This is a genomic window from uncultured Chitinibacter sp. (genome assembly GCF_945957625.1).
In the GTDB taxonomy this organism is placed as follows: domain Bacteria; phylum Pseudomonadota; class Gammaproteobacteria; order Burkholderiales; family Chitinibacteraceae; genus Chitinibacter; species Chitinibacter tainanensis.
This window is the reverse complement of sequence record NZ_CAMFLP010000002.1, coordinates 222,563-246,629: the sequence shown is the minus strand read 5'-3', so window position 1 is coordinate 246,629 and position 24,067 is coordinate 222,563. Positions and strand designations below refer to the sequence as shown.

Annotated in this window: 27 protein-coding genes and 1 tRNA gene; 20 read left to right on the top strand and 8 right to left on the bottom strand. The window is 56.2% G+C overall.

The features are described from left to right. Positions 1-77 precede the first annotated feature (77 nt). The 3 genes from QV747_RS05000 to QV747_RS04990 form a co-directional block, all read right to left on the bottom strand. Positions 78-494, bottom strand: a complete 417-nt coding sequence (locus QV747_RS05000) for a Fur family transcriptional regulator (RefSeq protein WP_028450607.1) — start codon at positions 492-494, stop codon at positions 78-80. A gap of 9 nt (positions 495-503) precedes the next feature. Continuing rightward, positions 504-920, bottom strand: a complete 417-nt coding sequence (gene dksA, locus QV747_RS04995) for an RNA polymerase-binding protein DksA (protein WP_028450606.1) — start codon at positions 918-920, stop codon at positions 504-506. 150 nt (positions 921-1,070) lie between these two features. Next, entirely contained in the window at positions 1,071-1,376 is a 306-nt protein-coding gene (locus QV747_RS04990; RefSeq protein WP_028450605.1) for a c-type cytochrome, read from the bottom strand. Positions 1,377-1,509: 133 nt separating this feature from the next. Here QV747_RS04990 and QV747_RS04985 point away from each other — a divergent pair, with 133 nt between their 5' ends. From QV747_RS04985 to QV747_RS04910, 16 genes are all read left to right on the top strand, one after another. Next, positions 1,510-2,379, top strand: a complete 870-nt coding sequence (locus QV747_RS04985) for a TonB family protein (RefSeq protein ID WP_051259057.1) — start codon at positions 1,510-1,512, stop codon at positions 2,377-2,379. Next, the gene (ruvC, locus tag QV747_RS04980) at positions 2,376-2,906 is read left to right on the top strand and encodes a crossover junction endodeoxyribonuclease RuvC (protein ID WP_028450603.1); all 531 of its coding nucleotides are present in this window, start codon (positions 2,376-2,378) and stop codon (positions 2,904-2,906) included. Before QV747_RS04985 ends, ruvC begins: the two co-directional genes overlap by 4 nt. 181 nt (positions 2,907-3,087) lie before the next feature. After that, a complete protein-coding gene (ruvA, locus tag QV747_RS04975; RefSeq protein WP_273429326.1) occupies positions 3,088-3,681 on the top strand; it encodes a Holliday junction branch migration protein RuvA in 594 nt (197 codons plus the stop codon). A 62-nt stretch (positions 3,682-3,743) separates the two neighbouring features. Next, positions 3,744-4,793, top strand: a complete 1,050-nt coding sequence (gene ruvB / locus QV747_RS04970) for a Holliday junction branch migration DNA helicase RuvB (protein ID WP_273429686.1) — start codon at positions 3,744-3,746, stop codon at positions 4,791-4,793. Between the two features lie 229 nt (positions 4,794-5,022). Beyond that, on the top strand, positions 5,023-5,676 hold the full coding sequence (gene tolQ, locus QV747_RS04965) for a protein TolQ (protein ID WP_028450600.1): 654 nt from the start codon (positions 5,023-5,025) through the stop codon (positions 5,674-5,676). Positions 5,677-5,688: 12 nt separating this feature from the next. After that, positions 5,689-6,105, top strand: a complete 417-nt coding sequence (locus tag QV747_RS04960; protein ID WP_028450599.1) for an ExbD/TolR family protein — start codon at positions 5,689-5,691, stop codon at positions 6,103-6,105. Positions 6,106-6,167: 62 nt separating this feature from the next. Beyond that, positions 6,168-6,989 (top strand): cell envelope integrity protein TolA, encoded by an 822-nt coding sequence (locus QV747_RS04955; protein WP_273429327.1) that lies wholly within the window; start codon positions 6,168-6,170, stop codon positions 6,987-6,989. A gap of 46 nt (positions 6,990-7,035) precedes the next feature. Next, complete coding sequence (tolB, locus tag QV747_RS04950) at positions 7,036-8,280, top strand: Tol-Pal system beta propeller repeat protein TolB (protein ID WP_273429329.1); 1,245 nt, start codon at positions 7,036-7,038, stop codon at positions 8,278-8,280. 45 nt (positions 8,281-8,325) lie between these two features. Beyond that, a complete protein-coding gene (gene pal / locus QV747_RS04945) occupies positions 8,326-8,868 on the top strand; it encodes a peptidoglycan-associated lipoprotein Pal (protein ID WP_028450596.1) in 543 nt (180 codons plus the stop codon). 121 nt (positions 8,869-8,989) lie between these two features. Continuing rightward, complete coding sequence (gene ybgF / locus QV747_RS04940; protein ID WP_273429331.1) at positions 8,990-9,733, top strand: tol-pal system protein YbgF; 744 nt, start codon at positions 8,990-8,992, stop codon at positions 9,731-9,733. Positions 9,734-9,944: 211 nt separating this feature from the next. Beyond that, the gene (locus QV747_RS04935) at positions 9,945-10,574 is read left to right on the top strand and encodes an XRE family transcriptional regulator (protein ID WP_273429333.1); all 630 of its coding nucleotides are present in this window, start codon (positions 9,945-9,947) and stop codon (positions 10,572-10,574) included. A 168-nt stretch (positions 10,575-10,742) separates the two neighbouring features. Next, complete coding sequence (locus tag QV747_RS04930; protein ID WP_028450593.1) at positions 10,743-11,135, top strand: hypothetical protein; 393 nt, start codon at positions 10,743-10,745, stop codon at positions 11,133-11,135. A 60-nt stretch (positions 11,136-11,195) separates the two neighbouring features. Then, a complete protein-coding gene (nagE, locus tag QV747_RS04925) occupies positions 11,196-12,665 on the top strand; it encodes an N-acetylglucosamine-specific PTS transporter subunit IIBC (RefSeq protein WP_273429335.1) in 1,470 nt (489 codons plus the stop codon). A gap of 48 nt (positions 12,666-12,713) precedes the next feature. Beyond that, positions 12,714-13,358: a hypothetical protein gene (locus QV747_RS04920; protein WP_273429336.1), complete on the top strand. Its 645-nt coding sequence runs from the start codon at positions 12,714-12,716 to the stop codon at positions 13,356-13,358. Between the two features lie 26 nt (positions 13,359-13,384). Then, positions 13,385-13,762: a hypothetical protein gene (locus tag QV747_RS04915; protein WP_273429338.1), complete on the top strand. Its 378-nt coding sequence runs from the start codon at positions 13,385-13,387 to the stop codon at positions 13,760-13,762. 37 nt (positions 13,763-13,799) lie between these two features. Continuing rightward, positions 13,800-14,084 carry a GlsB/YeaQ/YmgE family stress response membrane protein gene (locus tag QV747_RS04910; RefSeq protein WP_273429340.1) on the top strand — a complete coding sequence of 95 codons (285 nt, stop codon included), beginning with the start codon at positions 13,800-13,802 and terminating at the stop codon, positions 14,082-14,084. A gap of 69 nt (positions 14,085-14,153) precedes the next feature. Here the strand turns inward: QV747_RS04910 and QV747_RS04905 are convergent, their stop codons facing one another. Further along, positions 14,154-15,356, bottom strand: coding sequence for a Bcr/CflA family multidrug efflux MFS transporter (locus tag QV747_RS04905; protein WP_273429342.1), 1,203 nt, complete (start codon positions 15,354-15,356; stop codon positions 14,154-14,156). Positions 15,357-15,678: 322 nt separating this feature from the next. Here QV747_RS04905 and queE point away from each other — a divergent pair, with 322 nt between their 5' ends. The 4 genes from queE to QV747_RS04885 all read left to right on the top strand — a co-directional run bounded on the left by queE (position 15,679) and on the right by QV747_RS04885 (position 18,320). Further along, positions 15,679-16,323, top strand: a complete 645-nt coding sequence (queE, locus tag QV747_RS04900) for a 7-carboxy-7-deazaguanine synthase QueE (protein WP_273429344.1) — start codon at positions 15,679-15,681, stop codon at positions 16,321-16,323. A gap of 58 nt (positions 16,324-16,381) precedes the next feature. After that, positions 16,382-17,065 (top strand): 7-cyano-7-deazaguanine synthase QueC, encoded by a 684-nt coding sequence (gene queC, locus QV747_RS04895; protein WP_273429346.1) that lies wholly within the window; start codon positions 16,382-16,384, stop codon positions 17,063-17,065. Between the two features lie 73 nt (positions 17,066-17,138). Continuing rightward, positions 17,139-17,215: transfer RNA gene (locus QV747_RS04890), tRNA-Gln, on the top strand. A 292-nt stretch (positions 17,216-17,507) separates the two neighbouring features. Beyond that, positions 17,508-18,320 (top strand): hypothetical protein, encoded by an 813-nt coding sequence (locus QV747_RS04885; protein ID WP_273429348.1) that lies wholly within the window; start codon positions 17,508-17,510, stop codon positions 18,318-18,320. 96 nt (positions 18,321-18,416) lie between these two features. On the opposite strand, the gene QV747_RS04880 is transcribed toward QV747_RS04885, so the two are convergent. The 4 genes from QV747_RS04880 to QV747_RS04865 form a co-directional block, all read right to left on the bottom strand. Further along, entirely contained in the window at positions 18,417-18,977 is a 561-nt protein-coding gene (locus QV747_RS04880) for a hypothetical protein (RefSeq protein WP_273429350.1), read from the bottom strand. 74 nt (positions 18,978-19,051) lie between these two features. Beyond that, on the bottom strand, positions 19,052-21,166 hold the full coding sequence (locus QV747_RS04875; protein ID WP_273429352.1) for a M13 family metallopeptidase: 2,115 nt from the start codon (positions 21,164-21,166) through the stop codon (positions 19,052-19,054). A gap of 137 nt (positions 21,167-21,303) precedes the next feature. Beyond that, the gene (locus tag QV747_RS04870; RefSeq protein WP_273429354.1) at positions 21,304-22,149 is read right to left on the bottom strand and encodes a hypothetical protein; all 846 of its coding nucleotides are present in this window, start codon (positions 22,147-22,149) and stop codon (positions 21,304-21,306) included. Between the two features lie 264 nt (positions 22,150-22,413). After that, a complete protein-coding gene (locus tag QV747_RS04865) occupies positions 22,414-24,054 on the bottom strand; it encodes an NAD(P)/FAD-dependent oxidoreductase (protein WP_273429355.1) in 1,641 nt (546 codons plus the stop codon). Positions 24,055-24,067 lie beyond the last annotated feature (13 nt).

Below are 24,067 nucleotides of genomic sequence, written 5' to 3'. Positions count from 1 at the left end.
CTGTATCTCTTAAAGGGAACAGATTAGCGTCTTACGCGCCGGGCGGCAAGCCAAACGGCGGCGCAGGCTGCCGCTGCTTAGCTGGTTTGGCAGCTGGCACACAGGCCTTTGACTGTGATTTCCACCGAGTCGGCCACGAAATGCTTGGGCAGGGCCATCGGCAAATCGGTGCGAATGTCTTCCAGGCAGTAGAATTTACCGCACTGCTGACAGTGAAAATGCGCGTGATGGTGCGGGGCTTTGGCGGCGGAAAAGCGCCAGACCCGGTCATCGCCCGCTAGCTTGTGGGCGAGGTTTTCAGCGGTAAGCCAGTCGAGCACCCGATAAACGGTGACTCGATCTAGGCTCGGCTCCAGTAGCTCTTGCACATCTTGGTGCGACAGCGGGCGCTGCGCGCCGAGCAAGGTCGCTAAAATATGAACCCGCGCCGGGGTTTGCCGGGCGCGGGTTTTGCTAAGCAGCTCGCGGGCTTGCGCCAGCGTGGCGTCGTTCATGCGCCAGCCTTAGTCAGCGTATTGCTTTTTCTGCCGCTCGCGACGCTCTTGCGCTTCCAGCGACAATGAAGCCGTTGGGCGGGCCAGCAAACGCAGCAAACCGATTGGCTCGCCGGTGTCTTCGCAGTAGCCGTAGTTGTCTTCGTCGATCTTGCGCAGCGTCGAATCGATTTTCAGCAGCAGCTTGCGTTCGCGATCGCGCGTGCGCAATTCCAGTGCGTATTCTTCTTCCAGCGTGGCGCGATCAGCCGGATCAGGCGTCGCTTCCTGCTCTTGCAGGTGGTTGGTCGTTTGCGATGCATTGGCAACCAGCTCGGCTTTCATCTGCAACAGACGCTCGCGGAAGAACTCGAGATGAGCCGCATTCATGTAGTCATCTTCGGGACCATTCCAGTTCCGGATGTCTTGTTCCGTGAGTTTTGCCATGATTTTTCTCGCTTTTCTTTGAATTGTCCGCTTACAAACTAAGCAAACCCAATAGGAGGGGCAGCTTAATCTAACTGGGGTTGGGATGGCAATACGGCCTGAATGACAATCCCGTTAAATCTACACCCTGCCGATTTCGCTATATGGGGGCTACTGTGCCAAAACCCAACGGATAATCGTGCGTAAATCTTTATCTTCGATTTGCTGGGCCGGCATCGGGATCTGCCCCCACTTGCCACCCGGCAGTCCTTTGCGCACTTCGGCCATCAGCATGGCTTCGGCGTCTTTCTGCCCTTTATATCGTTTGGCGACATCTTTATAGGCTGGGCCCACGATTTTCTTATCCACGGCATGACAGCCCAGACAGTTATATTTAGCGGCTACTTTTGCGCCATCCTCGGCGGCGTGGCTTAGCCCACAGGCTAACAGCAGCATCAGCATCAAAGTGTTGCGCATAATCATCAATCCGTGTCGTTTTCCTTCCTTTCATTCTACTCCGCTTTAGCCAAGTTGCGCCCGCCACAGTGGCGGCGGGGATGGCTGTGCTACACTCGCGCGATTGTGCAAAATCGGATGCGGGAAGAGCTAAATGGATCGGGGGCAACGTTTTATGGTCACCGCGATGTTGATATCGCTGGTGCTGCACGCCTTTCCTATTTTCGGCATCAAATTTGTGCTGCCCTCGCCACGCCAATTGCTGTCGCAAAATCCGCTGGAAGTGGTGCTGGTGAATCAAAAAACCACTACCAAGCCCAGCAATGCCGAAGTAGAGGCCCAGGTTGATCTGGATGGCGGCGGCAATACCGATGCGGCCAATCATCGGGTGAAATCGGCGCTGCCGGCCAAAACCAAGCCCAGCGACCCTGAGCTGGAGCAAGTGGAAGCCAAGCTCAAGCAGCTGGAAGAACAAAATGTGCGGCTGATGTCGCAACTTAAACCGGCGCCCGCCGCCCCCAGCCAGCAAAAAAACAGCGAAGCCGCGCCGGAAGCGCCGCTGGATCTGGAAACCCTGAAAGAACAAACCCGCCGCCAGCAGGAAATCGCCGCGCTGGCTGCGCAGATCGCCAAGCAAAATCACGATTATCAAAGCAAGCCGCGCAAAGCCTTTGTTGGCGCCCGCGCCAAGCAAACCAGCGTGGCCATGTATATGGATGGCTGGCGGCAAAAAATCGAAAAAATCGGCACCATGGCCTATCCGGTGGATGCCAGTGGGCGCAAGATTTATGGCCAGCTCCGCGTGACGGTTGAGATTGGCGCCGATGGGCAAATGCTTAGCTCGCAGATTGATAAATCCTCAGGCAATGCCGAGCTGGATGCTGCCGCACTGCGCATTCTCAAAATGGCGGCTCCCTTCTCGCGCCTGCCACCCGATATGCTCGACGCCAGCGGCAAGCCGGCAACAGTGCTGGTCATTACCCGCACTTGGACTTTCGAGCGGCAAACCCTCACCAGCGAATGAGTCGCGCCCGCATCCTCGGCATTGACCCCGGCTCGCGCACCACCGGCTTTGGGGTGATTGATGTGGTGGGCCAAGAGCGTATTTATGTAGCCTCGGGTTGTATCAAAACCCAAGGCGGCGCGCTGGCTGATCGCATCCGCATTATTCTGGATGGTATCGAGAAAATTGTGGCCACCTATCAGCCCAGCGAATCGGCCATCGAGCAAGTGTTCGTCAATGTAAACCCAGCCGCCACGCTGATGCTGGGGCAAGCGAGGGGTGCCTGTGTGGCCGCGCTGGTGCTGGCGGGTTTACCGGTGGCGGAATACACCGCCTTGCAGGTCAAGCAGGCGGTGGTCGGCAATGGCCATGCTGATAAAGAGCAAGTGGGCTTGATGGTGCAACGCCATCTGCGCCTATCCGGCGTGCCGCAGGCCGATGCGGCCGATGCGCTCGGGGTGGCCCTTACCCATGCCCAGCATCAGGGGGGCGCGGCCAAGCAGCTGGCGGCTTATCGGATGTCGATGAAGCGCGGGCGCATGGCCTAGGGTATTGCTCTGTAGGTATTATTCCAAATTGGTTTTGGCGCTATACCCGGGTGTAAATTTAGCCGGCAACACTGCTGGCCACGCATGAATGCCGCAGCGCGCGCCGCACCGGTTTGGTTTTTGCCTTGTGGCCGGTATACTGTACGTTCGTTCACCTTGGCGCTTGGCGCAGAGTCTCATCATGATTGGTCGCCTGACGGGCAAACTGCTGGAAAAACAGCCGCCGCAAATCCTGCTGGATGTCGGTGGCGTGGGTTATGAAGTGGATGTGCCGATGAGCACGTTTTATGTGCTGCCGCATCTGGGCGAAGCGACAACCCTCTTTACCCATCTGGTAGTGCGCGAAGATGCGCAGCTGCTGTACGGCTTCGCGACCCGCGAAGAACGCAATGCCTTTCGCTCACTGATTAAAGTCACCGGCATTGGCGCCAAGATCGCACTGGCGGTGTTATCGGGCATGACCGCCGATGAGCTGGCGCTGGCGGTGGCCTCGGAAGACATCAAGCGTTTGTCGGCCGTGCCGGGCATCGGCAAGAAAACGGCCGAGCGGCTGGTGCTGGAATTGCGCGGCAAGCTGGCCACCGACGGGCTGGTGAGTATGCCGGGCGAGTTGCCATTGGCCACCACGCCGGATGATCGCAGTGATATTCTGAATGCGCTGTTGGCGCTGGGGTATAACGAGCGCGAAGCCAATCTGGCGATGAAAACCCTGCCGGCCGATGCGTCGGTGAGCGATGGTATCCGCCTGGCGCTGAAATCGCTGGCTAAAGCCTAGGGTATTGCTCTGTAACTTATAACTGATCTGGCTGGTATGCGTATACCAGCATGGGTATCACGATGATCGAAACCGATTCGCTGTTTTCTGCCCCGCCCGAGCGGCTGGTGACCACACAGAAAATCTCCAGCAATGAAGAGCAGCTGGAGCGCGCCCTGCGCCCCAAGCAGCTGGATGAATATGTGGGCCAAATGAAGGCGCGCGGCCAGCTGGAGATTTTTATCGAGGCGGCCAAAAAACGCGGCGAAGCGCTCGATCATGTGCTGCTATTCGGCCCGCCGGGTTTGGGCAAAACTACATTGGCGCATATTATTGCCCGCGAGCTGGGGGTGAATCTGCGTCAAACCTCTGGCCCTGTGTTGGAACGCGCCGGTGATCTGGCGGCCTTGCTCACCAATCTAGAGCCGCATGATGTGCTATTTATCGACGAAATTCACCGCCTTTCGCCGGTAGTGGAAGAAATTCTCTACCCGGCGCTGGAGGACTTTCAGATTGACATCATGATCGGCGAGGGCCCGGCCGCGCGTTCGGTGAAGCTGGATTTGCCCCCGTTTACCTTGGTCGGCGCGACGACTAGGGCAGGTATGTTGACCAATCCGCTGCGCGATCGTTTTGGCATTGTGGCGCGGCTGGAATTTTATACCCCAGAAGAGCTCACCCGCATCGTCAGCCGATCGGCCAGCTTGCTGAATGTGGAAATGGCCGACGATGGCGCATTTGAAATCGCCCGCCGTTCTCGCGGCACACCGCGGATCGCCAACCGGCTGCTGCGCCGCGTACGCGATTTTGCCGAGGTGAAGCACGATGGTCTGGTGACCCGCGAGGTGGCCGATGCCGCCTTGCAGATGCTGGATGTAGATGCGGGCGGGCTGGATGTGATGGACCGCAAATTGCTGCTGGCAATTTTGGAAAAATTCGGCGGCGGCCCGGTGGGGCTGGATAACGTCGGCGCGGCGATTGGTGAATCTACCGATACCATCGAAGAGGTGGTGGAACCTTACCTGATTCAGCAGGGCTTATTGCAGCGCACCCCACGCGGGCGGATGGCTACGTTAGGGGCTTATCAGCATTTCGGGCTAAATCCGCCCAAATCTGCCGTCGATAGCGAGTAAATAACGGTAATTTCACACAACAATGCCCCAGACGGGGCATTTTTTATGCACAATAACTAGCCATGGCACTGCCGCAGCATGCGCTGGCTAACAGCCCCGCGTGTGACCCTGCGCTACACTGCCCACGCTGTCGGCTGAACTTTTCGCCGGCCGCAGTTTCTATTTTGACAGCCGATTTGTTTAATTTTCAGGATTTTGGAGTGACCCCGTGAGCACTGGCGTTGAAGATATGTCGATTATCAACCTGGTTATCCAGGCGAGTTTTGTCGTGCAGCTGGTGATGGTGATCCTGCTGGCGCTGTCCTTCATGTCCTGGTGGCATATTTTCAGCAAGCATTTCACGCTGGCCAATGCCAAAAAAAGCACCGAAGAATTTGAAGACCGCTTCTGGAGCGGCTCGGATCTTTCCGCGCTGTATGAGCAGGTTAAACGCTCGCGCAGCATCGGCATGGAAAAAATCTTTGAAGCCGGCTTTGGCGAATTTCTCAAGCTGCGCCAGCGCGGCAATATGGAATTATCGGATGTGATGGAAGGTACGCGCCGGGCGATGCGGGCTTCGTGCCAGCGCGAGCTGGATTTTCTGGATAAACACAATGCCTTCCTGGCCTCGGTCGGCTCGGTGAGCCCTTATATCGGGCTGTTTGGTACCGTGTGGGGGATTATGTACGCGTTCAAAGGCTTGGGTAATGTCGGCCAGGCCACGCTGGCGACCGTGGCGCCACACATTGCCGAGGCGCTGGTGGCAACTGCGATTGGTCTGTTTGCCGCGATTCCGGCCGTGGTGGCGTACAACCGCTTTGCCTACGATGTGGATCGCTTGGCCAATCGTTTTGATACCTTCATCGAAGAGTTTTCTAACGTACTGCAGCGCCAAGTGCGCTAAGGCGGTGGTGGCATGCGTAATCGTCGACCCCGTCGCGCCAAAAGCGAAATCAATGTGGTGCCCTACATTGATGTGATGCTGGTGCTGCTGGTGATTTTTATGGTGGCCGCGCCAATGATGCAGCCCTCGGTGATCAATCTGCCCAGCGTGGGTAAAGCCAATACCGAAGTGAATGCCAAGCCGCTAACGGTAGAAATCTCGGCCGAGGGCGCGCTGGGGCTGGTGGATGCCCCCGGCAGCAAGGCCGAGCCGCAAGCGAATGTCAGCGCGCTGGTGGCCAGCATCAAAACCCGCTTGGCTGGCCAAGAGCGGCCGGTGATTATTTCGGCGGATAAAAACGTGAAATACGAAGTCGTGGTGCAAACCATGGATCAATTGCAGCGCGAGAATATCGCTCGCGTGGGTTTGATGGTGCAGCCGAAACAATGAGTCCAGTGCATAACCCTGCCCATGCCGAGCAACGCGGCCTAGCCTTTGTGCTGGCGGTGTTGATGCACGTGATTTTAGCCGCGGCTTTGCTCTTGTCTGTGCAGTGGAAAACGCAAAAGCCCAAACCTGTTGTCGTCGAACTTTGGGGTGGTCCGCCGCCCGCCGCGCCCGAGCAAGCACAGCCAGAGCCGGTGAAACAAAAGCCTGTCAAAGTTGAGCCAGCTAAACCCGAAGTCGTGCCTGAGAAAGTGGATATTGCCACAGAGAAAGTCAAATCCACGCCCAAACCGACGGTGAAACCTACGGCAACGCCGAAAGTTACCGCTGCGCCAACAGCCACACCAAAAGCAACTGCGGCACCGAAGGCAACGAGCGCGCCAGTGGCCAAGCCAACCGCCGCACCGAAAGCTAAAGCAACGGTTGTGCCGAAGAAAAAAGACGATGATTTGGCCTCGTTACTCAGTGGTGACAACATTATGTCTTCGAATGCGAAGTCAGATGCCAAGCCCGTTGCAGGCGGTAAGCCGGGCGGTACGGGCACGAATCCGAATGCCGCGGCTAATAGTGGGCCTGGCAAAGGTTCGGGCGCGAATGGCGCAGCGCTAAAAGACTATTACAGTCGGCTGATTAATCTGATCGACTCACGTATGGTTTACAACGGGCCAAAAGGCTCTAGTCAAGCGGTATATCGAGTGGTGTTGTTACCTGATGGCAGTATTTTAGAGTCGCAATTGGAATTGGTGTCATCCAGTGGGAATAAGGCTTGGGATGATGCTGCGCGTCGTGCCATTTTGAGTGTGAATCCGTTCCCTCGCTTACCAGATGGACAAACATTTACTGGTGAATTGCGTAGTTTTAGATTGGATATCAAACAAAAGAATTAATGATTAAGGACGAACGATGAAATTCGTGAAGCTAATTTGCAGGGTTATGACTGCATTAATGTTAGTCAGTGCCACGGCTAAAGCAGACATTCAGCTCGAAATTGTTACCTCTGGCAGCCAGCAATACCCGATCGCCATCGTGCCCTTTAAAAACGAAATTGGCATGCAGCAGCCAATCACCCCGGTGGTGGGCTCTGATCTGACCAATAGCGGTTTATTCAAGGTGATTGGTGCCGGCGATGTAGCGCCACTGCCATATAGCTCGGGCGAGATCAACTATGCTGCGTTGCAGGCCAAGGGCGCGCAAACCGCGCTGGTGGGGCAGATCGTGCCCGATGCTGGGCAAGTGGTGGTGCGTTTCTGGCTGGTAGATTTGGCCACCAAGCAAGAGCTGATCGCGTTTGAAAAACGCGGTAATCCTGCGCAAACCCGCCGGCTGGCGCATCAGATCGCCGACATGATCTACGCCAAGCTCACCGGTAAAAACGGCAGCTTTGCCTCGCGGATCGCCTATGTGCTGAAAACCCCGGGCCGTCATCAGCTGCAAGTGGCCGATTCGGATGGCTATGGCGCGCAAACCGTGTTGGCCTCGCGCCAGCCGATTATGTCGCCCAAATGGTCGCCAGATGGCAGCAAACTGGCCTATGTCTCGTTCGAGAACGAAAAGCCGGTGGTGTATGTGCATGAGCTGGCGACAGGCAAACGCTGGCAAGCGGCTAACTTCAAAGGCTCTAACTCCGCGCCGGGCTGGTCGCCAGATGGCCGCCAGCTGGCCGTAGTGCTGACCAAAGATTACGGCAGCCAGATTTATCTGGTGAACGTTGATGGCAGCAATCCGCGCCGCCTGACCCAGACCGGTGAAATTAATACGGAACCTTCTTTTACCCCTGATGGTCGGAACATCATCTTTACCTCGGACCGCGGTGGTAGCCCGCAGATTTACCGGATGTCAGTCAGCGGTGGTGATGTAGTACGGCTGACCAATTCAGGCCCCTACAATGCCAGCGCCAAGTTGTCGCCGGATGGTCGTTCGATGACTTATATCACCCGCAGCAATGGCTATCGGGTGGCGATTATGGATCTGGCCAGCCGCCAGAGCATGGTGTTGACCGATACCAATGCCGATGATTCGCCATCTTTTGCGCCCAATAGCCAGATGATTCTGTACGAAACCGATGTGGGTCGTCGTGGCCAGCTGGCGATTGTTTCGGCCGATGGCCGGGTGAAACAGCGGCTAAAAGCGCAGGGCGGTGAAGTGCGCCAGCCTGCCTGGGGGCCAATGCTGCGGTAAGTGGTTCGAGTGTGTTTTGTCTTTTCAATAATGAGGAATAGTGCGATGCAAAAGATTGCCCTGAGTGTATTGATGACTGCCCTGCTGGCAGCGTGTTCAACTACCCCTGCTCCTGTGACGACGCCAAACACCGCCGCCACCCCAGCGCCAAGCGCTAACACCGGTAGCGAGATCAAAACCGTGGATACCACCGGCACCACCGGGGTGAAACTGGATCCACGCCTGACTGATCCGAACAATGTGCTGTCACAACGTCGCGTGTACTTCGATTACGATTCATACACCGTGAAGAAAGACTTCGACGAAATGGTGCAGGCTCACGCTAAATTCCTGGTGCAGAACCGTGATTACAAGATCATTCTGCAAGGCCACACCGACAATCGCGGTACTGCCGAATACAATCTGGCGCTGGGTCAGAAACGGGCCGAAGCCGTGGCTAAAATGCTGAGCGCCTTGGGTGTGAATGCCGACCAGATCGAAGCGGTGAGCTTTGGTAAAGAGCGTCCGCTGGAAAATGGCGATACCGAAGAAGCGTGGGAACGTAACCGCCGCGCGGAAATTGTGTATAACGGCGAACAAAGCAAATAAGGGGCTTGCCCTGAGTTGACCGCCTGCCCTACGCTCTTGCCTAATGTTTGTGCTGGGGCGTATTGCACCAAACAAACCCCGCCTGGCGGGGTTTGTGTTTATTGTCTGAAGGATTTGAATCATGCAAATGCTGAAACGTAGCCTGATGGCCCTGATTCTGGCGGGCTTGTCGCTGCAGGCTCAGGCTGGTCTGTTTGACGATAATGTGGCTCGTCAGCAGATCAACGATTTATCCAATAATGTGACCCGACTGCAGCAGGAAAACCAGCAGCGGCTGGAGCAGCTCGAAGCCAGCAATAAGCGCGTACTTGATCTGGTGCGCCAGCTGGATCAGCAAAAAGACGAAATCGCCCAGCTGCGTGGGGCGAACGAAAACCTGCAATTCAGCCTCGAAGAAGCGGTAAAACGCCAGAAAGACCTGTATGTCGATCTGGATGCCCGCCTGCGTACGCTGGAGCAAGCCAAGGCCGAGGCCAAAGCCGAAGTTAAAGCCACCGAGCAAGAAAGCTTTGACGCGGCCGTAGCGCTGGTACAAGGCAAGAAGTTCAAAGAAGCGGGCGCCGCCTGGGCCAAATTTGTGGCCGACTTTCCCAATAGCGACAAAATGCCGGCCGCCCAGTATTGGATGGGCATGAATTACGCTTTTAACAAAGACTATAAATCCGCCGCGATTGCGTTTAAAAACGTGGTCGAAAACGCGCCAGACGACGCCAAAGCCCCCGACGCGCTATTGGGCCTTGCCTCGGTCGCCGCGCAAACCGGCGATAAAAAGGGCTCGCGCAGCTACCTGATCAATATCATCGAGCGTTATCCACAGTCGGAAGCGGCAGCCAAGGCCAAAAAGGCATTGGCGGCGCCGAACTAAGCATTGGCGTGCCGATGGGCAAGCCGCTGCCAGCAAAAAGATCGCCTGCGGGCGATCTTTTTTATGGGCGATGTTTGGGTGTGGGCACTGAGCATGGGGATGATCTAGAGGTGGCGCGGGATAGGGGGGGCACGTGGCATAAACGGCAGGTTGTTATCCTGTAGCGTGAAAAATGTATTAATATGTTTGAAAATACATCGATTATACGAAAATGAATAATTCTGAAGCATTACGACAATGGATGCGACATTTTGGGCTGAGCCAGGGTCAACTGGGTGAGCGGGCCGGTGTGCCGCAGCCAACAGTGCACCGTATTTTGTCTGGCGATACTGCCTCGCCACGGGCGGCAACCTTGCGCAAGCTGATTGATGCGCTGGGGCTTAGTGTGAGCGAGTTCGAGGCCGGCCCAAGTGCCCGGGTGGTGGCCGAAGCGGCGGTAGAAGCGCTGGTGGCGATCCCGGTCATTGAGGGTTTTGTGGATACACAGCCGCACTTTGCGGCGCAGGGGCTGGGGTTTTCAGCGGTGCTAGCCCGTCAGTTGGCTGCTGATCCGGCTACTTTGATCGCGGCAGTGGCGCCCCATCAGTCGATGGCGCCCACGATTCAAAAAGGCGACTGGGTGCTCATCGACCGCGCGCGGACCGAACTCTGTGCTGGACAGATTTTTGCGGTGGCGATGGATGGGGCGGTGATGATTCGGCGGATCGGGCTGAGCCCTGATTACATTACGCTGCAGCCGGATAATCCCGACCACAGCCGCTACTTTGCTGTGCAGCTGCCGGCGCAGGCCAGTTTGCTGGTGCTGGGCCTCGTGGTCTGGCGGGGCGGCACCTTGAGTTAAGTTTTTGATGTAAATAGCCAGATCAGCCAGCCAAAGCGCTGGCTTTTTATTACCTGCAACGTGGTGGTTGTGCAATTTTTACATGCAAAACAATTCGTTTGTGTATTGAAGTGAATTTTCGATCGGAATATTATGTCTCTGTCAATTCACAACACAGGAGAATTCAGCATGAAACAGCTACTTTTAGCCGCCGTTTTGGGTCTAGCTTCATTCGGCGCTAGCGCGATGCAGTATTACCCGGGGCAAACCTTCAATACCCGCAGTATCGAGCGGGATATGCGCCAAATCAGTGACAAAGAGTTTGTCCGGCTGGTTGATCTACGGGACAACGGCGTGGTGGTTGAAGATTGGGCGGTGACCCGTGACTTCAATGGCAAGCGCTTTATTACCATCGGTACTTATGAAGTGGATTGCCGCAACAACGACGCCCGCTGGATTGAAGGCGTAGGCGCGTATTACTTCACCGATCAGCCCGATACCGTTCACATCGTGAATCGCATCAATGGCACACCGATGAATCCGGCATCGGGTCGCAATCTCAGTACCTTGTGTCGGCGCTAAGACCAAATTCGGCAGAAGGCTAAGTCAAGCCATCTGCCTTAAGCGCTTGAGGAGTTCATCATGAATATCATTGGATATATGCAAAGAATCGGGCGGGCGTTGATGTTGCCCGTGGCCACTCTGCCCGCTGCGGCCATCCTGATGGGGATTGGCTACTGGCTACAGTCGGCCAGTGGGGGTGACCATCCGTTTGCCAGCACGCTGGGCGGGGCAGGTAGTGCCATTATCGATAATATGAGCATTCTGTTTGCCGCTGGTGTGGCCTATGGTCTGTCCAAGGACAAAGACGGCGCAGCCGCGATGGCCGGGGTCGTGGGTTTTCTGGTGCTAACTACCTTGCTCAGCCCGCATGCCGTGGCCCTGATCCAGGGGCAGCCGCTGGCGCAAGTCTCGCCGGCCTTTGGCAAAATCAATAATCAATTCATTGGGATCTTGTGTGGGGTCATTGCGGCAACCTTGTATAACCGCTTTGCTCAAACCGAGTTGCCAGCGGGTTTGGCCTTTTTCTCTGGCAAACGTCTAGTACCCATCCTGGTGTCGCTGGCCATGTTAGTGCTCGCCCTGCCGCTACTGGTGATCTGGCCATGGCTGTTTGCAGGTTTGATCAGTGCCGGTAAGCAGATCAGTAGCCTCGGCGCAGTGGGGGCGGGCTTATTTGGCCTGATCAATCGCTTGCTGATTCCCATCGGCTTGCACCACGCGTTTTATCCGGTGTTCTGGTTTGACGTGGCCGGGATTAACGATATTCCCAACTTCTTGGGCGGGGCACGGGCCATTGCCGAAGGCCGCGCTATTCCAGGGGTTACCGGCATGTATCAGGCGGGCTTTTTTCCCATCATGATGTTTGGCCTGCCCGGCGCTGCACTGGCGATTTACCAGAGTGCAAAACCGGAAAACCGTGCCAAAGTCGGGGCGCTCATGGCCACTGCGGCGTTGTCATCGATTTTTACTGGAATTACCGAGCCGCTGGAATTCGCCTTTATGTTTGCCGCGCCGCCGTTGTATGTGTTGCACGCTGTGCTGACAGGGCTTTCCCTGTATATCGCGGCCAGCATGCACTGGATGGCGGGGTTTGGTTTTAGCGCGGGTTTCGTTGATCTCTTGTTGTCGAGCCAGAATCCGCTCGCCACGGGCTGGTATATGTTGCTGCTGCAGGGGCTGGTGTTTTTTGGGCTGTATTTTGCCACTTTCCGCTGGGCCATTGTGCGCTTTAACTTGCAAACCCCGGGGCGGGAAGCCGAAGAAGTGGTGCCCAGCGCGCCAGCCAGTAATGACAAAACCGCGCTGGCAATGGCTTATCTGGACGTGGTGGGTGGGGCTACGAATCTGCAGCAAATTGATGCCTGCATTACCCGGCTGCGCCTCACCGTTAATGACTCTGCCCAGATTGATGAAGCCCCGCTGAAAGCCTTGGGCGCCGCTGGCGTGATCAAGCTCGATCAGCAGCACATCCAAATTGTGTTGGGCCCATTGGCCGAGCTGATTGCTACCGAAATGAAAGCCTTATTGACCGTGGGCGAATCGCGCTAAGTTGCCACACCCATTGCTAGTTCTATGTTCTCAAGCAAGGAGATCAAAATGAAAACCTACTCCTCGATTGCTAGTAGCGTGTTGGTGGCGTTGCTCGCCAATCCATTCCTGCTGGCTCAGGCCCAAGCGCGTGATTTTAGCTATCTGGCTGGGCGAGATAATCGCAAAGTGGCCGATCAATTAGTGCAGGCGGGTTATAGCCAAGTGCATACCGAAACTTCGGGCGATGACAAATGGGATACCTGGTGGAATGCCAGTACGCAGGATTGCATCACCGCCTATCAAACCGGCTACACCTATCAATCGCTGCGCAATACCCCACGTGCGGATTGCGAAAAATACGCCGATGGCGGCGGCTCGAAAAGCAATGCCGTTGCCCTCGGATTGGGCGTTGCTGCGGCGGTCGGCGTTGCGGCCTTGATTAATCATCAGCGGCATAAGCATCAACATGACGACATGGATGAGCAACAGCATCGGTACTTTGTGGATGTTGAAGATTTGCAAGGCATCCGGGCTTCCTATGGTGAATCCGAGTTGCAATCGCGTGGTTTTCACAATGTGGATGGCGAAAAAGGCTGGCATCGCAGTTACACCACGTGGTGGAACGGTGCGGCCCGCGAATGTGTGCAAGTGACTACCCGGCAGGGGCGGTATAGCGATGTCAATGTGGTGGATAACAGTGCCTGCCTGTAATGCCGGTGGCGACGAAGGAGGCTCAGATGCGGACTTTGATCAGCCCGGATGAGAGTTGGGCAGCCCGGTATGGCTGCGGTGTCTGGCTTCTTGCCACCGGTGGTGCGGCTGGATATTTGCTCGCGCAGCTGGGCCCTTATCCTCTGGGGTGGTGGTGCTGGTTGGGCTGGCCGTATTTGCTGATGCTGGCCGGCGTGCGTTTCATTGGCGCAAAGGGGCGGGGCGCGTGGCAAGTCGCAGCAAGCCTTGCCGCCGTGCAAGGGCCGATTGTGCTGCTGGATGTGGTGTATCTCAATCCAGATCCGCAGGGACCCATTGTTTTGGTGATTTTGCCGCTATTACAGCTGGCCGTGCTGCTGGTGGCGGGGCTGGTGACCTGGTGGTTATTCACCAGTGAAAGGTAGTTTTCGTTGTTAATTGCTCGAATCGAAGGAGTGCATCATGGAAACAGCAATCGTAATGGGAAGTGTCATGGGGGTATTTTTTGCCGCATTGATAGGTTTGCTGATTGGCGCTGTGGCGAAGTGGTTGCTGCCAGGGCGCGATCCGGGCGGCTGGTTGGCCACCTGTTTGGTGGGGCTTGCCGGTAGCTGGTTGGCCAGTGGCTTGCTCGCATTACTGGGCTTGCACGGCGGCGTGTTGCAACTGCTGGCCGCGGTGCTGGGGGCGATGGGTTTGCTGCTGCTGTGGCGTCGAGTTCAGCAACAGCGGCAACTGAGTCGTTAGTTTCTTGATGGGTATTGCCGTACAAGTATTGATATTATTTGACTTGAGAGCAATACCCCCAATTCGCATTTAAGGCTGTAATTTGATGGCCACCAGCCGATAAGCCAGCAGCGCGCCGATGCCGCATACCGCCAAAGTACTCGCCAAGGGCAGGCTGCTGCCATCGTGCCATACCCCCATCAGTACGCCGGCTAGCGTGGCAATGCCAAACTGCAGCGTGCCCATCAGCGCCGAGGCCAGGCCCGCTTGCTGGCCATGCTGAGCCAGCGCGCCGGCCGTGGCATTGGGGGCAGCAAAGCCTAGCGCCAGCAGATACAGATAAATACAGCCCACTACCAGCCAGAACGGTGGGTGGGTAATCAGGCTGGCCACCAGCAAGGTGCCGCTGGCCAACCCTAAGGCTAAGCTCGCGCGGTGCAATAGCTGATCAATCGAGCTGGTTTTCAGCGCACGGGCATTCAGTTGGCTGGCCAGAATGTAGCAGGCGGCGATGCTGCCGAAGGTCAGGCTGTAATGCGTGGGGCTCAAGCCATACACCTTCATCATGACAATCGGCGAGCCGGTAATGTAGGCAAACAAGCCGGCGACTGCCAGCCCGCCGGTGAGCGCGTAGCCCATAAAATGCCGATCTCGCAGCAAGCCGCGATAGGCGCGCAAAGTATCGCCCAGTGCGAGCCGCTGCCCTTGTACGGCGGGGCGGGTTTCTGGCAGCAGGTAATGCATGGCCAGCAGGCACAGCAGCGCAAAGCCTGCCAGCAAGCCAAAAATCGCCCGCCAGCTCAGGGTGGTGACTACCCAACTACCCAGCAGCGGTGCCAGAATCGGGGCGATCCCCATCACCAAAACCAATGAGGAATACACCTGCGCCGCACTGCGTGGGTCGCAGCGATCACGCACCACGGCGCGCGCAATCACCATCCCGGCGCAGCCGCCCAGCGCCTGCAAAAAGCGCAGTGCCACCAAGGCTTCGATACTGCTGGCCAGCGCGCAGCCCAGCGAAGCAAGCAGATAGACGCCGAGGCCGAGTAACAGCGGCGGTTTGCGGCCGTAATGATCGGACAGCGGCCCATACAAAATCTGCCCGATAGCCAGGCCAATAAAATAGCTCGCGAGCGTCAGCTGCACCGTGCCATCGCCGGCGTGCAGCTCATGGCCGATGGCGGGCAAGCCCGGCAAATACATATCAATCGATAGCGGGCCCAGCGCGGTGAGCGCGGCCAGCAATAAAATCCAGCCGGCAAAGCGGCTGTGCGGTGGGGTCGTTGTGGTCATACGTTTATGCTGCCGCGGCTGGGGAGGTGAGAGCCAGTGGGGCTATCCCGTGGTGCGGCAGAGAAAATGAGAGTGGTTCTCTATTAGACGCCGAATGCCGGGCGCATACCAGTGTAAAAATCCATACAGCGCCGCCCAGCCGACAGTCGTCTGCCTGGCGCCGGCTAGGGTAATCCTGCCTGTATCTTGTTCGCTTACAGGTATAAAATGCCGAGCATACTGGGGTGGGATTCGCCTGCCGGCCAGCCTGCGGCATTGTCTCGTTCAATGCCTTTTTTGTTTGCTTCCCCCAGACTGTTTTTCTGGAAAGGATAAAGTGTTTATGCGCGAAAGTTTGCGTATTACCGAGATTTTTCACTCACTGCAGGGTGAAACCAGCCGGATGGGCCTGCCCACCGTGTTTATTCGCCTCACCGGCTGTCCGATGCGCTGCACCTACTGCGATAGCGCCTATGCCTTCACCGGTGGCAAAACCATGAGTCTGGATGACATCATGGCGCAGGTGGAAAGCTATGGCTGTCCTACTGTCTGTGTGACCGGTGGCGAGCCACTGGCGCAAAAGCCGGTGCATCTGCTGTTTAAGCGCCTGTGCGATGCCGGCTATAGCGTCAGCACCGAAACCGGCGGCGGCCAGCCGATTGATTGCGTGGATCCGCGCGTATCGCGCATTCTGGATGTCAAAACCCCCAAATCCGGCGAGCTGCCGAATATGCTGTGGGCCAATCTGGAGGCCGTGAACGAGCACGATGAAATTAAATTCGTGCTGGTGGATCGTAGTGATTACGAATGGGCGCGCGAGCTGGTGCTGACCCAATCCCTGCATCACAAAGCCCCGGTGATTTTCTCGCCAGTATGGGAAAGCCTCAAGCCGGTGGAGCTGGCCGAATGGGTGATCGCCGACAAGCTGCCGGTGCGCGTGCAAGTGCAGTTACATAAAATCCTTTGGGGTGAAAAACCGGGGGTATAGCCCGCTAAGCATTTTATTAATTAGCTTTGCCAACTATACCCATGCTAAGGAGCCAAACATGAACAAAAAAGCGATTATTTTATTATCGGGTGGCCTAGATTCGGCCACTTGTCTGGCCATGGCCAAAGCCGCCGGTTTTGACTGCTATGCCCTGTCATTTGATTACGGCCAGCGGCATAACGCCGAGCTGGCCGCCGCCAAGCGCGTGGCCGCCAGCCTCGGGGCAATTGAGCACCGCGTGGTGAAAATTGATCTGGCGGCCTTTGGTGGCTCGGCGCTCACCGATGGCAATATCGCGGTGCCCACCAGTGGCGTGCAGGAAGACGAAATCCCGGTGACCTACGTGCCGGCGCGCAATACCGTGCTGCTGTCATTTGCACTGGCCTGGGCCGAAGTGCTGAAAGCCGATGACATCTACATAGGCGTGAATGCCGTGGATTATTCCGGCTACCCTGATTGCCGCCCCGAATACATTTCGGCCTTTCAGGCCATGGCGCGCTTGGCCACCAAGGTGGGCGTAGAGGGCTCGGCGCTGCACATCCACACGCCGCTCATTCGCTTGACCAAGGCGCAGATCATTAGCGAAGGGCTGAAACTGGGCGTGGATTACAGCCTCACCACCACCTGCTACCAAGCCAACGAGGCTGGCGAAGCGTGCGGCCTGTGTGATGCCTGCCGCCTGCGCGCCGCCGGTTTTGCCGCCGCCGGCGTGGCCGACCCCACCCGTTATCGCGCGGCCTAAACCGCCGGGCAAAAATATTTTCAAAAAAGGCTTGCCAAGCTGAATTAGGCTATATATACTGCGCAGCCTGTGTAGGGGAGTCGCCAAGTTGGTTAAGGCACCGGATTTTGATTCCGGCATGCGAAGGTTCGAATCCTTCTTCCCCTGCCACTCACAAACAAGCCGCTGCGAAGCGGCTTTTTTGTTGTCGATCGCCAGCCTGCACTGGCTTCTCTTGGCGGCTCCGTTAGTGTGCTGCGCCCTCTCTGTACTCTGCAATCTCTTCTGTTTTCGTTTGGCTCCGCTGCGACGATGAGCGCGTTTACTCCATGCGATAAGAGTGTCGTGCCTTGTCAGCAATTCGGCGGTTTTATCCCTTTTGAATATTAGATTGTGCTAATGTATTGCTTCTGTAAAATTTCATTTTGCTTACGAATAATCTATTGGGAAAGATGTACCTGCTATGAACTGCAAACTGTTGACTGCCGCCGCCCTCGCTATCACGCTCGTGGGTTGTGCGAGCACATCCACCAAGCCGACTGCCAAAGTAGAACCCAGCATTGAGCCATTTAATGAAGTGGTGATCAGCTATACGCCCACCAATTATGCCTTGGTCACCAAATATACGGGCCGCGGGGCCACTGGCTTGGGTAATTTGGGCGGCTTATTGGGGCCATTGGGTTTGTTAGCCGCGGTGGCCATTGATCAGGCGGTGGAAGCCGGTGTCGCGTCGAAAAATCTCGAGCGCACCGAGGCGCTGGATAAAACCATTAAAGGCAAAGCGGCCGACTGGGATGTAAACCGCGTGCAGGCTGAATACATCGGAGCCAAGATCGCTCAGGAAACCGGCGCACAAGTAAAACTGCTTGCACGCGCCAGCACCGCATCAGGCGTGGCGGCGCCGGCTGCCTTGGCTGATAAGCAGGCGCGGGTTGAGCTGGAATCCGTGACTGGGTATGGCGCAGTTGGTACCACTGATTCGTTTAAACCGATTGTGATCACCAAATACAGCGTGCAGGTAGGCAATCCCGCGCGGGTTGTGTTGGGGCAGGAGCTGGTGACGTTTCAGCCCGCCAACGAAGAAACTTATATGACCTGGGCTGGGGTGTTGGCCGATGCGGAAAAAGTACCGGCCATGGCGCAGCGTCAGCTACGGCAGCATGCAGATAAAATCAACACCGAGCTCTTGGCTGCATGGCAACGCGCCAAGCTAAAAGCCAATGCACCAGCTGCCAGTGCCCCAAGCTCTGAGCAGAAAGTCGCTGCCGTACAATAAGCATTTACCAGCGCTTTAAAATACAGCGGCGGGCTATACCCGCCGCTGTATTGCTTTGTAGGACTTTGGTTGTTTGCCTTGGCAGGCAATACGCTCTTATAGACTGCCTTCATTCACCAGTGATTGAAAATTTTGTAGCTTGCCGTTCTGATCAAAATTGCACTGGAATGGTTTTTTGCCTTCGTTGCCTAAATCGCCAGTGCCTTTAATCGCATAGCCGGTGGCGGTGGCAAAAGGTTTGCCCACCTGGATATACATCGGTTTGGTATTAAACTGGCCAGCGGCTTCGCCTTTGCAATAGGCAGGCATATTTTTCGGCATGGGGCCGGCTTTTTTCGGTGCTGGGGTGGCGGCGGCTGCGGCGCTGAAATTAGCTTCCGAACACATACCATTGGCGCCATGCTTGCCGGTGTAGCTCACGGTGCGGGTGCCGTCCGGGTTGGTCATCACATCCACCGATACGCCATTCCCGCTGACGGTGAAGAAATCTTTGCTGGTCACTTTTAGCTTGGCTTTTTTGCCATTCAGGTAGGCATAGCCACCCTGGTCGACATGCAACTCAATGCCGGTCGGGCAGCTGTAGTTCATGGTTGGAATTTCGGCGTGGGCGATACCGGCACACAAGATAGCGGCGCTAGCGAGAAGTAGTGTTTTCATGGTTTTTTCCTTGTCATTGAAGTCGTGGTGCTGCAAAAAGTGGCCAGCCGCAGGTGCTGGCCTGAAAGCGGGGTTTACCAGACCTTGGCGCGGTCAGCTTCGTTGAGCCACATCGGGTCGCCGGGCTGAATGTTAAAAGCCTGATAGAAGGCATCCAGATGCTGGGCTGGGGCGTAGCTACGATAGTTGCCCGGTGGGTGCGGATCGGTTGCCAGTGCTTGTTTCAGCCATTCCGGTTTGGCTTTGGATGCCCAGAGTTGCCCCCAGGCAAGGAAGCAGCGCTGGCTCTGCGTAAAGCCATCAATGCTGCGGTTTTGCTCTGGGTGCGCGCGCAGATAGGTTTGCAGTGCACGGTAGCCCAGCGCCAGCCCGCCGGCATCGGCGAGGTTTTCACCCACCGCTAGCTCCCCATTGATCTGCAAGCCAGGGCCGGCCGAATACCGATTGGCTTGCTGCACGAGCTTGCCTGTTCGGCTCACGAAGTTTTGCACGTCTTGCGTGCTCCACCAGTTGCGTACATTGCCGCCGCCATCATAATTGCGGCCGGTGGCGTCAAAGCCGTGAGTGAGCTCATGGCCAATCACCGCGCCCATACCGCAGAAATTCACCGCCGGATCGGCTTTGGCATCGTATAGCGGCGCTTGCAGGAAGGCGGCCGGGATTTCGATGCCGTTGCGCGACGAGTCATAAGCGGCATTGATGTCGATAGGCAGTGTTTGCCCAGGCATCGCAAATTCATCTTGTGTCACCGGCTGATTGAACTGGCGCAGATTGCGTAACGCTTGGAAGCGATTGATGCGCAACACATTGCCAAAGAAATCATCCCGGCGAATTTCGACTGAGCTGTAATCGATCCACTGGCTGGGGTAGCCCACTTTCAGCGTGATCTGGTCGAATTTATCCAGCGCGTTTTGCCGGGTTTGCGTGCTGAGCCAATCATTATTTACCAGCTGTTGGCGGTATTCCTGCTTGATCAGCGTGGTGATTTCTTCAACTGCGCGCTGATTGGCCGCCGGGAAATAACGATCGACATATAGCTTCGACAGCGGATGCCCCAGTTGGGCGGGTAGTAAGCGGGCTATGCGCTCGGCGCGGCTTGGCGCAACGCTAGGGCCATACAGCGCATCGCTAAAGGCTTGCCGTGGCTGATCAAAAGCCGGATCAAGGAAGGCGCTGGTATGGCGCAGGAATTCCCAGCGCAGGTAGGCCTGAATGGTGGCTTGTGGATATTGCTGCAAAATAGCATTGCGTTCGCGCAGCGCCTGCAGCTCAACCACAATCACGTCTTGATCGGTGGGTAAACCCAAAGTGTGGAAAAATGCGTCCAGATCAAAATTGGATAGTTCGGCCTGCAATTGGCGATACGGCATTTTGCTATAGCGCAGGTTCGGATCGCGCTTTTGCACTGGGGTGAGTTTTTTTGCCGCGATCTGACGCTCGATGGCTAAAATCTGCTCGGCTTGCTGCTGCGCCTCGGTGGCGCTGATGCCAGCCAGCTGCAGATTGTCACGAATGTAATTCAGATACGCGCTGCGGATCGCGGCATTGTCGGGCTTGAGATAATTATCACGGCTGAGCAACAGCCCGCCGTCGGCAAAGTAGATCGCATTGCGCTGGCGATCGGCCGTATCACCGGCCACCTGCGTGGCAAACATGAATGAATCATTCAGCGTGATAGTGAATTCGGCCAGCATGCGGGCAAAATCAGCCCCCGCGGTGGCCTGATTGATGCGCTGGAAATACGGCTGCAGCGGCGCATTGCCGTTTTTGCGCAACTGGGCTTCATTCATGCCGGAGGCGTAAAAATCCCCCACTTGTTGCAGTACGCTGCCCTTGCTGGCTTGTGCACTCACTTGGCTAGCTTGCTCGATGAGCGCTTGTAATTGCCGGTCGGTACGCCGCGCAAGGACATCAAAGCTGGAAATGCGCGGTAAGTCACCGGGAATCTGCGCCGCGGCCAGGAAGCCGCCGCCGGCATAGCGGGCAAAATCCACACGCGGGTCGGCGGTCAGATCCATTTTCTGGGTCGAGAAGCCGACCGGCAGGCCGAAGTTGTTATCAATAGTCGCGGGGCCCATGGCCTGCTGCGGGGGAACGCTACTACAACCCTGCATCCCCAGCGTAGCCAGCACGGTGAGTGCTAGGCTCAACTGGCGCAGGGGGAAGGCGGTATGGCGATGGGTCATCATCACTCGCTCCGATGGCGTTTGAAGGTGCTGCAGCTGGGCGTTTTGCGGCAAACCTGACGAGCTTTGCAATTTAATGCCGCGATTAATGCTAGGTCAAATAGATGACAATTTAACGCCCAGCTACCAGCCGATTGTGTTCAAGCACACTGACTCATGGCGACGATCGCCGGCATTTGGAAACGGCCATCTTTGGTGGTGACGCTCACGCACTCTTGTGCATCTTCATTCACCCACAGCACACTGCTGCTGCGCCAGCCTTTGGCGCCATCAATCGCGTGAAAACCGCGATTGATCAATTCTTGCTCCCCGGCTGAGGCGCGCAGATTGTACAAATCGGCCACTTTGACATAGCGCGATTCATGCGGGGCGCCAAAGTGATGGTTGTAATCGTTGTGGTAATTATTGTAGTTATTGCTGTAGCGTGATGAGGCGCGTTCTTCGCGTTCACGGCGGGCGGTTTCGTAGCCATTATTGTAGGCATCTGAATGGCTGCCATAACGGTGATAGCGTTCAAGCCCATCCTGATAGCCTTGTTCGTAATCTTCATTATTCCGGGCTTCATTATCGCGCGCTTCTTGTTTATGTTTATTGTGATTGGCAATGGCCGCAATCCCAGCAATGGCGGCCGCACCGGCCAATAAACCTACCATCGGGCTCATGCCGGATTCTTTGCGAATATAAGGGTCGCAATCGCTTTTAGATATATCATAAACAGAAGTGGTTTTGCCAAAGCGTTCATTGGTGACCACACAATCTTTTTGCTGGCTATTCCACCATACGACTTGATTTTGATTATTGTTGATTTCGCTATGCACTTGCTGATAACCCCGGCCTTCTAAGGCATTATGGCTATTCTGGATGCCATTATTGGTGAGGTATTGAAATTCATTATTGGCGGCACCTGCAGTCATTGAGCTAAAAGCAATAGCGCTGGCTACGGCGAGGGTGGTAATGCGACAGCTGATTGTGTGTTGAATTGACATTTGATTCACCTGTGACGTAATTAAACTTAATTGGAAATTAAATTGTCTTGCTGCATTGCCTGAATGCAGATTACGCCGGCAAAATCACAACGTCATGCCAAAAAGTAACATTACTACGTAGTTTGTGCAAAAGTTCCACTTAGTATTACAAAGAGTGAAAATTGCCAACTTTTGGATTTATGTGCGCATAAAAAACGGCGGGATATACCCGCCGCCGTATTGCCATGTAGGCTATTAAATAAAAGGCCTTCAGCCTGATACCCCTTAGCGCAGCATGTCGAGCGCTACGGCTTCGGCCACTTTAATGCCATCGACCCCGGCGGATAAAATCCCGCCGGCATAGCCTGCGCCTTCTCCGCCCGGATACAGGCCACGTACATTCAGCGATTGCAGATCGTCGCCGCGAGTAATGCGCAGCGGTGATGAAGTGCGGGTTTCTACGCCGGTGAGCACTGCATCGTGCATATCGTAGCCGTGGATTTTCTTGCCGAAGGCGGGCAGCGCTTCGCGCACCGCTTCGATGGCAAAGCGAGGCAAGCTGGTGGCCAGATCGGTCCAGTTGACGCCTGGCTTGTACGAGGGTTCGACACTGCCGACGCTGCTGGACGCGCGCCCGGCAATAAAGTCACCGACCAATTGCGCCGGCGCGTTGTAATTGCTGCCACCCAGCACATAAGCGTGGCTTTCCAGCTGGCGCTGAAATTCAATGCCGGCCAGCGCGCCGCCCGGATAGTCTTCCGGATTGATACTCACCACCAGGCCCGAATTGGCATTGCGCTCATTGCGCGAATACTGACTCATGCCATTGGTCACCACGCGCCCTTCTTCACTGGTGGCGGCTACCACGGTGCCGCCCGGACACATACAGAAGCTATACACCGCGCGGCCATTGCTGGCGTGGTGTACGAGTTTGTAATCGGCGGCGCCCAGAATCGGGTGACCGGCATATTTGCCCCAGCGGGCTTTGTCGATCAGCGATTGTGGGTGTTCGATCCGGAAACCTACCGAAAATGGCTTGGCTTCCATAAACACTTGCCGCTCATGTAGCATGCTGAAGGTGTCGCGGGCGCTATGCCCCAGCGCCATCACCACGTGCTCGCTGCGCAATTCTTCGTGATGTTTGCTGCCATCGGCATGGGTAGCTTCGACCCGTACCCCGCGCAATTGCTGCTGGCCATTGGCCATTGGCTCGAGCAAGAGATCGGTTACGCGGTGCTGAAAACGAATTTCGCCGCCCAGCGCTTCGATCTCGGCGCGCATTTTTTCGACCATGCCCACCAGCTTGAAAGTACCGATATGCGGCTTGGCCACGTACAGGATTTCTTCGGGCGCGCCGGCTTTCACAAATTCGGTGAGCACTTTGCGGCCCAGATGGCGCGGGTCTTTGATCTGGCTATACAGCTTGCCATCGGAGAATGTGCCCGCGCCGCCTTCACCAAATTGAACATTCGATTCGGGGTTGAGCTGATTTTTGCGCCACAGGCCCCAGGTGTCTTGGGTGCGCTCGCGTACTTTCTTGCCGCGCTCCAGCACAATCGGCTTAAAGCCCATTTGCGCTAGCAACAGGGCAGCAAAAATCCCGCAGGGGCCAAAGCCGATCACGATCGGGCGATGTGGCAACTGTACCGGGGCTTGGCCAACAAAGTGATAGCTGGTATCAGGCGTGGGCAGAATATGCGGGTCATTGGCGTTTTGCTGCAAGAGCTTGGCCAGCAGCGCGGCGGGCAAGGTGAGATCCAGGATATAGGTCAGCATCATCTGGCCCTTGCGCGCATCGTAGCTGCGCTTGAAGACCAGCAGATCCAGTAGATCTTGTTCCTGAATGCCCAGGCGCTGACAGGCGGCCGCGCGTAATTCGCTGTCGCTGTGATCCAGCGGCAGTTTGAGTTCGGTAATACGTAACATAAATAATGCTCAG